The organism is Nocardia sp. NPDC004151, from assembly GCF_042874235.1.
Lineage (GTDB): Bacteria > Actinomycetota > Actinomycetes > Mycobacteriales > Mycobacteriaceae > Nocardia.
In genome coordinates this window covers 146,433-155,289 of record NZ_JBIAMR010000019.1, presented here as the reverse complement: position 1 = coordinate 155,289, position 8,857 = coordinate 146,433, and the positions used below count along the sequence as shown (strand labels likewise).

Below are 8,857 nucleotides of genomic sequence, written 5' to 3'. Positions count from 1 at the left end.
CGCACGCCGAACGAAGTAGAGTCCGCCTGGTTCGCACGGAACAAAACAGCCTGAGAAATCAAACCCTCACTGTCCGAGAACATTCCAGCCCCTCACTTTAGTCTTTTGTCTTTGAGTGTGTCTTTGTCTTTGGGTTTCGTTCTCAGCATTGATAGCTCAAGGTACGACAAGCTCCCGATTCCGAGTGGTTCGAGCCGTCAACCGCCCACCCTTGAACACATAGTTCCGATCAGGCCGGTCGAGTAGAGCGTCAGCAACGCGATAGGTCGACAGGACAACGAGATCAGCCAGGGCACCCACCCGCACGCCGTAGCGATCCGCGATCCCGATAGTCCGCGCAGCCTCGGTAGTGGCCATCCCGAGAATCCGATTCATGTCCTCAGGCCCCGAGAGATGCCCGGTCTGAGCCAGGAACAGCCCGATATCGAGCATGTCGGCATTCCCATACGGAGTGAAGGCGTTCCGAATGTTGTTGGACGAGTACGCAGTGGTGACCCCCGCCTCCCACAGCTCCCGAACCGGCGCGATCCCACGACGCACATTGGCGACGTCCGACCGACCACCCAGATGCATGTCCGTCGCAGGAAGCGGAACCACAGAGATCCCGGCAGACGCGAGACGCTCGAGTGTCCGCGCACGATCCGATGGAGACCGACCGGCGAGGGACGTCATGTGCCCCAGCGTCACTCGACCATGACGGCTGGTGAGCTCGGTGACCGAGGCGATGTAGTCCGCCATGGCGTACCGCGGATCGGTGGCGTCGTCGGCGAAGTCGGCGTGAATGTCCAGGGGGACATCGAATTCGGCGGCCAGATCGAAGATGAGGTCGATGTGGCGGCGGCAGTCCTCCACAGTGCGCTCGTTGTAGGCGCAGCCACCGAGTACATCGACACCCGCGTGCAGGCTTTCGCGCAGCAGGTCGAGAGTGCCGGGGGCTTGGAGGATGCCCTCCTGGGGGAAGGCGACGATCTGGAGGTCCAGGCGGTCTCGGTACTCCTCGCGGAGGTCGAGCAACGCGGTGACGCCACGGAGGCCGACGATCGGGTCGACGTCGGGGTGAGCGCGAATGGCGGTGGTGCCGTTGGCGATCGCCATGTCGAGTACGCGGCGGGCTCGGTCGCGGATGGCGGCCACGGTGAAGCCGCGTTTGAGTTCGGCGGTGACGCTGATGGCTCCGGCCAGGGTGCCGTCCGGGTTGGATTTCTCGGCGTCCAGGAGTGCTTTGTCGAGGTGGACGTGGGATTCGACGAGGCCGGGGATGACTACGCGTCCGGCGCAGTCGATCTCCTCGGTGCCGCGTTCGGGGAGCTTGGGGCCGATCGCGACGATGGTGCCCTCGGAGATCGCGATTTCGACCAGGTCCGCGTCGTCGGCGATGCGGGCGGCCCGCAACAGCAGATCCACCTGGTGCGGAGTCGAATCCGTCATGGCTACCTCCCGGAACGAAAGTGACTCCGTTTGTATACGAGAGCCGTGTTTCGTTCGGGGGCGGTAATTGCTTCCCCGGTGTTACGAAGCGCGCGGAGCCGAACCGGGCTGTGGCGCAGGGTCTTCGGCGCGCTGGCGGAACCGGTAGGCGGTGGCGGCGTGGGCGATGTGGGCGGTGACCACGGCGGCGGCTCGGTCGGGGTCACCGGTTTCCAGGGCGGCGCAGATCTGTTCGTGCTCGTGCCAGGAGTCGGTCGCGCGGCGGGGGAGTTCGACCGAGTAGACCCAGGCGATCTTCCAGCTCAGCTGCATGATCAGCTGCGCGAGCAGGGTACTCCCGGACGCCTCCGCGAGGACCTCGTGGAAGCGGCTGTTGAGGCGTGCGAGCTCGTCGAGGCGGCCCGCGCGCACGGCGTCCTGGCCGAGGGCCGTGAGCTCCTTCAAACGGCCGAGCTGCTCCGGGGTGCGCCGGACGGCGGCGCGGGACGCGCACAGCGGTTCCAGGCGGGCCCGGATCTCCAGCAGGTCCGCGGCCTCGTCCTCGGTCAGTGCCGCCACGAAAACGCCTGCGTAGGGCCGTGACGAGGCGAAACCCTCGGCTTCCAGGGTGCGCAGCGCCTCCCGGACCGGCACCCGGGACACCCCGTAGCTCTCCGCTAGCGCGTCCTCGGTCAGGCGCTGGCCGGGGGCGTACGCGCCGCGAATGATGTCGTCTCGGATGGCGCGACACAGCTGTTGCGGTGTCATACGCCCGGCGGTGCTGGTCACGGCAGCCTCATCAGGGATTCGGTGGAACGGGGAGTTGCATACGATCCATCGTGGCCTCGGCCGACGGGATGTGGCAAATCTACTGTATCCGCCCGAAAGTCACTGGACAGCCGTCGTATTCACGGGTCCGACTGCGCCACAGCGGTTTCGGGTCGCCGTCCTGCGGCGGTTTGTATACGATGCGGCCATTCTGTTCGGAAGGAACTCATGGATCCCGCGCATCTCGTGCTCCTGTTCGCCGCCGGATTAGGGGCGGGCGTCTGCAATGCCATCGCCGGGGGCGGCAGTCTGCTGTCGTTCCCGGCGCTGCTGGCCACGGGGCTGCCGCCGGTCACGGCGACGGTCACCAACTCGGTGTCGGTCTGGCCCGGATATCTCGGCGGGGCCGCCGCGCTGCGCAAGCGGCTCGACGAACACCGCACCCTGGTCCCGGGACTGGTCCTCACCGGCGTGGTGGGCGCGACCGGCGGGGTGATCGCGCTGCTGGCCGCACCGCCCAAGGTCTTCGCGGCGCTGGTGCCCTATCTGATTCTCGCCGCCACGGCGCTGTTCGCGGCGCAGCCGCTGGTGTCGCGCAAGCTGTCCGAGCACGGCGGAGACTCACGCCTGCGACTGTTCGCGGGCGTGTTCCTCGGCGCGGCCTACGGCGCGTACTTCAACGGGGGCATGGGGATCGTGCTGCTCACCGCGCTGGCCCTGGGGATCGATGCCTCGATCACCCGGCTCAACGGCTTGAAAAGCCTCCTCACGCTCACGGTGTCGAGTACCGCGGTGATCGCGGTCGCGCTGTTCGGGCCGGTCGAGTGGTGGGCGGTCGCGGTGCTCGCCCCGGCCTGCCTGCTCGGCGGCGTCGTCGGCGCCCGGGTGGCGGATCGGCTGCGGCCGGGGGCCTTCCGGGCGGTGGTCATCGTGTTCGGCGTCGGGGCGGGCGCGGCCATGCTGCTGTCCTGACGTTGTTCCGCCCCGACTCCGTTCTCCCTCTCCTACGACACAGGTGGTGCATCTCATGAACGATCTCCTGCTCCGCGGCGGCCGGCCCTGGACGCCCGGTACACCGGTCACGGTCGCCGACATCCTGATTCGCGACGGGCGGATCGCCGCGATCGGGGACGGGCTCACCGCCGACGGCGTCGAGTCCGTGGATCTCGCGGGGGCGCTGGTGCTCCCGGGCCTGGTGGACTCGCACTGCCACCTCGACAAGACCATGTACGGCGGGCCGTGGGTGCCGAACACCGGCGGCGGCACGCTCGCCGGCCGGATCGCCAACGGTGAGGGCCGTCGCGACGAACTGGGGCTGCCGAGCGCCGACTACGCGTCGAACCTGCTGGGTGCCATGGTGTCCGCGGGGACCGCGCATGTGCGCAGCCACATCGACATCGATCCCGAAGTCGGGTTGCGGGGCGTGGAAGCGGTGCGGGCGGCCGCGGCCCGGCACGCCGATCGGGTGGACGTGCAGCTCGTGGCCTTCCCCCAGGGCGGGTTGCTGACCCGGCCGGGCACCGCCGAACTGCTCGAAGCCGCGCTGGCCGACGGGGTGGAGGTGGTCGGCGGGCTGGATCCCGCCGGGTACGACGGGAATCCGGCCGGGCAGCTGGATGTGCTGTTCGACCTCGCCGAGAAGTACGGGGCGGGCATCGACATCCACCTGCACGACCGTGGCGCGCTCGGCGCCTGGCAGTACGACCTGATCGTGGCTCGCACGAAGGCCACCGGTCTGGCGGGGCGGGTCACCATCAGCCACGCCTACGCGATGGGCGAGCTGGAGCCGGGCGAACAGCGCCGGATCGCGGAAAGCCTCGCCGAGGCCGGGGTTTCGATGGTGACCTGTGCGGTCGGCAGCGCGCCCGTGGTGCCGGTCCGGGTCATGCACGCCGCCGGGGCCGGGCTGGCCCTCGGCAATGACGGCATCCGGGACCTGTGGACCCCCTACGGCGACGGCGACATGCTGCGCCGGGTCATGCAGGTGGCGTTCCGGGATCGCCTGGTCTTCGACGAGGACATCGAACTGGCCCTGGTCGCGGGCACCTACGGGGGAGCGGCCCTGCTCGGGATCGAGGACTACGGGCTGCGGGAGGGCGCGACCGCCGACCTGTTCACGGTGGACGCCGAAACACCCGCTGCCGCCGTGGTTTCCGTGCCGCGACGCTCGCTGGTGGTCAAGCGTGGCCGTGTGGTCGCGCGGGACGGTCGTCTGCTCGGCGACTGACCCCCAACTGATCCATGCTGATCGTATACGAAACAAGGGTGTAATCGCCTGGACCGCATTCGGCAACGAGCCGCCGATAGAAATGTGGACATGCGCACCACCGCCTCAACCACCGTCAAAGGCCAAGGCCCGGACGGGAATACGGACGCCACCGCGAGCGCGAATGCCACCGCCGCCGCTGGCGTATACACCGACCAGGCCTTGGTCTTTCATCATGTCGGCCTGACCTTCGAGAACGGCACCCACGCGCTCGACGGCATCGATATCGCCATCCGGCCCGGGGAATTCGTCTCGCTGGTCGGTCCCTCCGGCTGCGGCAAGTCCACGTTGCTGCGACTGGCCGCCGGGTTCGAGAAGCCCACCGCCGGAACGATTTCCCTCGCCACCGGCAAGCTCGGTTACGTCTTCCAGGAGGCGACCCTGCTGCCGTGGCGGTCGGTGCTGCGGAATGTGGAACTACCCGCCGAACTCGCGGGCGTGGACAAGTCGACTCGCCGGGCCGCGGCGCAGGAGGCGCTGGAGTTGGTCGGGCTCACCGGATTCGAGAACCACAAGCCGGCACAGCTCTCCGGCGGCATGCGGATGCGCACCTCGATCGCGCGCGCCCTCACCGGAGCGCCCGAACTGTTCCTGTTCGACGAACCCTTCGGCGCTCTCGACGAGATCACGCGCCAACGGTTGAACGAGGAGGTGAGCGGGCTGTACCGGCGCTCGGGATTCACCGGGGTGTTCGTGACCCACTCGGTCGCCGAAGCGGTCTTCATGTCGACCCGGGTCATTGTGCTGACCGGGCGGCCCGGACGCGTAGCGGCCGATATCGCGGTGCCGCTGGACTTTCCGCGCTCGCCGGAGCTGCGGTACACGGCCGAGTTCGGCGCCGTCGCGGCGGAGGTCTCGGCGGCGTTGCACGACGCCGAGCGGGGTACCGTCCAGACGCTGGGGAGGGCGGCATGACCGCGGCCGCGGACAGCGAGATCGCTGTGTCCGGGTCGGACGAGCCGATCGCCGCATCCGAGGCGGGCGACCCGACGGCGGTGCGCGAGGCCGATGACCCGACGACGTCGCCCGATGGCGGCGATGCGGCCACGGTATCCGAGGCGACCAGCACGCCCGGAGCGGCCGGGCGGCCCGTGCGTCGAATCCGGAAGCCGCGCTGGCCCTTCGCGATAGCACCGGTCCGGGTCTTCGCGCCGGTCTTCGTGTTCGTGCTGGTCATGTCCGCGTGGTCGATCGCGAGCCACTTCCTGATAGCGCCGGAATCCAGGTTCCTGCTGCCGCCGCCGGAAGCGGTGGTGTCCAAGGGGCTGCTCGACGCCGCCACCCGCGCCGAGATCCTGCAGGCGCTGGGCGCGACCGTGCAGATCGCGCTGGTCGGCCTCACCATCGCCATCGTGCTCGGCGTCACCTTCGCGGTGATCATGAGCCAAGCCCGCTGGGCCGAGTACTCGCTCTACCCGTACGCGGTCATCCTGCAGACGATTCCGGTGCTCGCGGTGGTGCCGTTGTTCGGATTCTGGTTCGGCTACGAGTTCGGCAGCCGGGTGATCGTCTGCGTCATGGTGTCGCTGTTCCCGGTCATCACCAACACGCTGTTCGGCCTGAAATCGGTGCAGCCCTCCGAGCATGACCTGTTCACCCTGCACGGCGCCAACCGGTGGCAGCGCCTGCTGAAACTCCAACTCCCCGCCGCCCTCCCGGCCATGATCTCCGGCTTCAAGATCTCCGCGGGTATGGCCGTGATCGGCTCCATCGTCGCGGATTTCTTCTTCCGCCAGGGCAATCCGGGCATCGGTCGCATGATCGACGTCTACCGGCAGCGGCTCGCCACCGAAGAACTGCTCACCGCGCTCCTGCTGTCCTCCCTCGTCGGCCTGATCCTGTTCTGGATCTTCGACTTCCTCGCCGGACGCGTCGACCGCGCGCACGGCAAGCGCGCCCGCAGCTAGCGACCCCGCGGTGTCGCAACCGCACCGTGCCTCAACCCCACCGTGTCTCAACCCCACTGTGCCCAACCCTAGGAATGCTCGTGAAGAAACGTGTCCTCGCTGCTGCCGCGCTCGCCGGTAGCGTCCTGCTCACCGCCGCCTGCAGTGGCGGCGCATCGACTCCCGCCCCGACCGGGAAGGGCGCGCTGGCCGGTGTGTGCCCGTCCACCGTCGTGATCCAGACCGACTGGTTCGCGACGCCCGAACGCGCCGCCGCGTATCAGCTGGTCGGCCCGAACGGCACTGTCGACGCCAAGAAGGGCGCCTACTCCGGCCCGCTCGGCGACACCGGCGTGAATGTCGAAGTGCGACTGGGTGGTCCGTTCCTGGGTGGGCAGCCGGTGCCCGCCCAGATGTACCAGGACACCTCCATCACCCTCGGCCTGGTCCCCACCGACGAGCAGGTCCGCGCCGCCGCCAAGTTCCCGCTCACCGGCGTCTTCGCCTCCCTGCAGAAGAACCCGCAGATCGTCATGTGGGATCCGGCCACCTACACCGTCAACTCGTGGAAGGACGTGGCCGCCACCAACGCCCCGATCCTGTACTCCGAGGGCAAGATCTACATGGACTACCTGATCGCCAACGGCGACGTGAAGAAGGAACAGGCCGACGCCTCCTACGACGGCACGCCGAGCCGCTTCGTCGCCGAACACGGGCGCGTCATGCAGCAGGGCTACGTTTCCAATGAGCCCTACCGCTGGGAGCACGACGTCAAGGGCTGGCTCGAGCCCACCGGACACCTGCTCGTCGCCGACGCCGGATACGAGAGCTACCCGCACGCCTGGTCGGTCCGCTCCGGTGAACTCGACAAGCTGCGTCCCTGCCTGCAGAAGCTCGTCCCCCTGCTGCAGCAGGCCCAGATCGACTACGCCACCGACCCCGAACCCACCAATCAGGCGCTGCTGAAGATCGCGCAGGGCATTCCGGACGGTCCGCCCATCACCGCCGGCGGCAACACCGACTCGGTCAAGGTGCAGCTGAAGGAGAAGATCATCGCCAACGGGCCCGGCAACACCCTCGGCGACTTCGACCTCGACCGCGTCACCCGCGCCATCGCCCAGGTCACCCCGCTGCTGCGCGCCAAGGGCCGGGAAGTCCCCGGCAACCTGACCGCCAAGGATCTGGTCACCAACGAATTCATCGACCCCGCAAAGGGTCTGAAGCAGCAGGGCTGAGGTCGCGGAGAACCATGTCGAATCACGAGTACGAGCACGAACCGGTCCCGGCCGCGGCCCGTCGCAGCCTGCTCTCGGTCGCCGCGGTCTGGGCCGGATTCCCGATGTGTCTGGGCAACGCGGTCTTCGGCGGACTGATCGTGTACAGCCAGGGTATGGGTCGCGGGCTGCTGGCGATCCTGCTCGGCAACCTGCTGCTGTTCGGCTACGTGGGCACGCTGAGCTGGATCGGCGGGCAGACCGGACGGAACTTCTCGCTGCAGGCCCGGCACGCGTTCGGCGACCGCGGGCGCGCCGTGGTGGTCGGGTTCCTGGCCACCGTGGTGATCGGCTGGTTCTCCTATCAGGTCGGCTTGACCGGCACCACCCTCGAAGGCCTGTACGGGTGGAGCCCGACGTGGGGTGGGCTGCTGGGCGGAGTGTTCTTCGTCCTGCTCACCCTCGCGGGAATCCGCGCGCTCTCGCTCATCGGCTTGATCGGGACGCCGCTGTTTCTGGTCATGGCCGGTCTGGCGCTGTATTACGGCCTCGGGCACGGGCATTCGCTGTCCGGCGCGTTCGGATACGCGGGTGGCGGCGGCCCGCTCGGGTTCTGGGCGTGCGTGAGCATCGTGGTCGGCGGTTTCGCCGACTCGGGCACCATGACCGCCGATTTCACCCGCTGGGCCCGCGACGGCCGAGCGGGGCTGGTGGCGGCGGCCTCGGCCTTCCCGTTCGCCAACTCCATCGCCTTCCTCATCGGCGGTCTGGTGGTGGCGATCGGCGGGGCCGCCGACCCGGCGAACGACGGCGGCGCCTTTCTGGGTCTGCTGGCCGGGCACGGGCCGCTCATCACCGGGCTGTCGGTGCTGTTCGTCTTCGCGAACCTGGGATCGGTTGCGGCGCACTGCCTCTACAACGGCGCGGTGGGCTGGGCCGGGATCACGCCCCTGCGGATGCGGCCGCTGGCGGCGGCGCTGGGCCTGATCGGCACCGTGGTGGCGCTGACCGGCGTCTGGGCGCACATCGTCAACTGGCTGGTGCTGCTCGGTGTGGTGGTGCCGCCGATCGGCGCGGTGCTGATCGTCGACTACGTGCTGACCCGGCGTCGCGAGCCGGAGCGGGCCCGGGTGCGGCCGATCGCCTTCGCGGCGTGGGGGATCGGAGCGGTGGCGGCGGGTCTCGCGCACTATCACCTGCCGGGTTCGGTGGACGCGGTGATCGGATTCGTCACCGCCGCCGCGGTGCACGCCGGAGCCACCGCACTACTGCCGGCCGCGGCGCCCACGCCCGCGCCGTCGTCTGTACCCGTCTGA

General features: G+C 68.8%; 8 protein-coding genes. 6 read left to right on the top strand and 2 right to left on the bottom strand.

All coding sequences use genetic code 11. The features are described from left to right. Positions 1 to 156: 156 nt before the first annotated feature. Positions 157 to 1,428 (bottom strand): amidohydrolase family protein, encoded by a 1,272-nt coding sequence (locus tag ACFYTS_RS32210; protein ID WP_387309190.1) that lies wholly within the window; start codon positions 1,426 to 1,428, stop codon positions 157 to 159. 81 nt (positions 1,429 to 1,509) lie between these two features. Next, positions 1,510 to 2,196 (bottom strand): GntR family transcriptional regulator, encoded by a 687-nt coding sequence (locus ACFYTS_RS32205; protein ID WP_357288245.1) that lies wholly within the window; start codon positions 2,194 to 2,196, stop codon positions 1,510 to 1,512. Between the two features lie 207 nt (positions 2,197 to 2,403). Here ACFYTS_RS32205 and ACFYTS_RS32200 point away from each other — a divergent pair, with 207 nt between their 5' ends. The 6 genes from ACFYTS_RS32200 to ACFYTS_RS32175 all read left to right on the top strand — a co-directional run bounded on the left by ACFYTS_RS32200 (position 2,404) and on the right by ACFYTS_RS32175 (position 8,857). Continuing rightward, positions 2,404 to 3,147 (top strand): sulfite exporter TauE/SafE family protein, encoded by a 744-nt coding sequence (locus tag ACFYTS_RS32200; RefSeq protein ID WP_357288243.1) that lies wholly within the window; start codon positions 2,404 to 2,406, stop codon positions 3,145 to 3,147. A gap of 55 nt (positions 3,148 to 3,202) precedes the next feature. Beyond that, complete coding sequence (locus tag ACFYTS_RS32195) at positions 3,203 to 4,402, top strand: amidohydrolase (RefSeq protein WP_387309189.1); 1,200 nt, start codon at positions 3,203 to 3,205, stop codon at positions 4,400 to 4,402. A 90-nt stretch (positions 4,403 to 4,492) separates the two neighbouring features. Then, positions 4,493 to 5,356: an ABC transporter ATP-binding protein gene (locus ACFYTS_RS32190; RefSeq protein ID WP_387309188.1), complete on the top strand. Its 864-nt coding sequence runs from the start codon at positions 4,493 to 4,495 to the stop codon at positions 5,354 to 5,356. Next, positions 5,353 to 6,348, top strand: a complete 996-nt coding sequence (locus ACFYTS_RS32185; RefSeq protein WP_387309187.1) for an ABC transporter permease — start codon at positions 5,353 to 5,355, stop codon at positions 6,346 to 6,348. The genes ACFYTS_RS32190 and ACFYTS_RS32185 overlap by 4 nt, the downstream gene beginning before the upstream one ends. An 80-nt stretch (positions 6,349 to 6,428) precedes the next feature. Next, positions 6,429 to 7,562: an ABC transporter substrate-binding protein gene (locus ACFYTS_RS32180; protein WP_357288231.1), complete on the top strand. Its 1,134-nt coding sequence runs from the start codon at positions 6,429 to 6,431 to the stop codon at positions 7,560 to 7,562. A gap of 14 nt (positions 7,563 to 7,576) precedes the next feature. After that, positions 7,577 to 8,857 carry a purine-cytosine permease family protein gene (locus tag ACFYTS_RS32175; protein WP_387309186.1) on the top strand — a complete coding sequence of 427 codons (1,281 nt, stop codon included), beginning with the start codon at positions 7,577 to 7,579 and terminating at the stop codon, positions 8,855 to 8,857.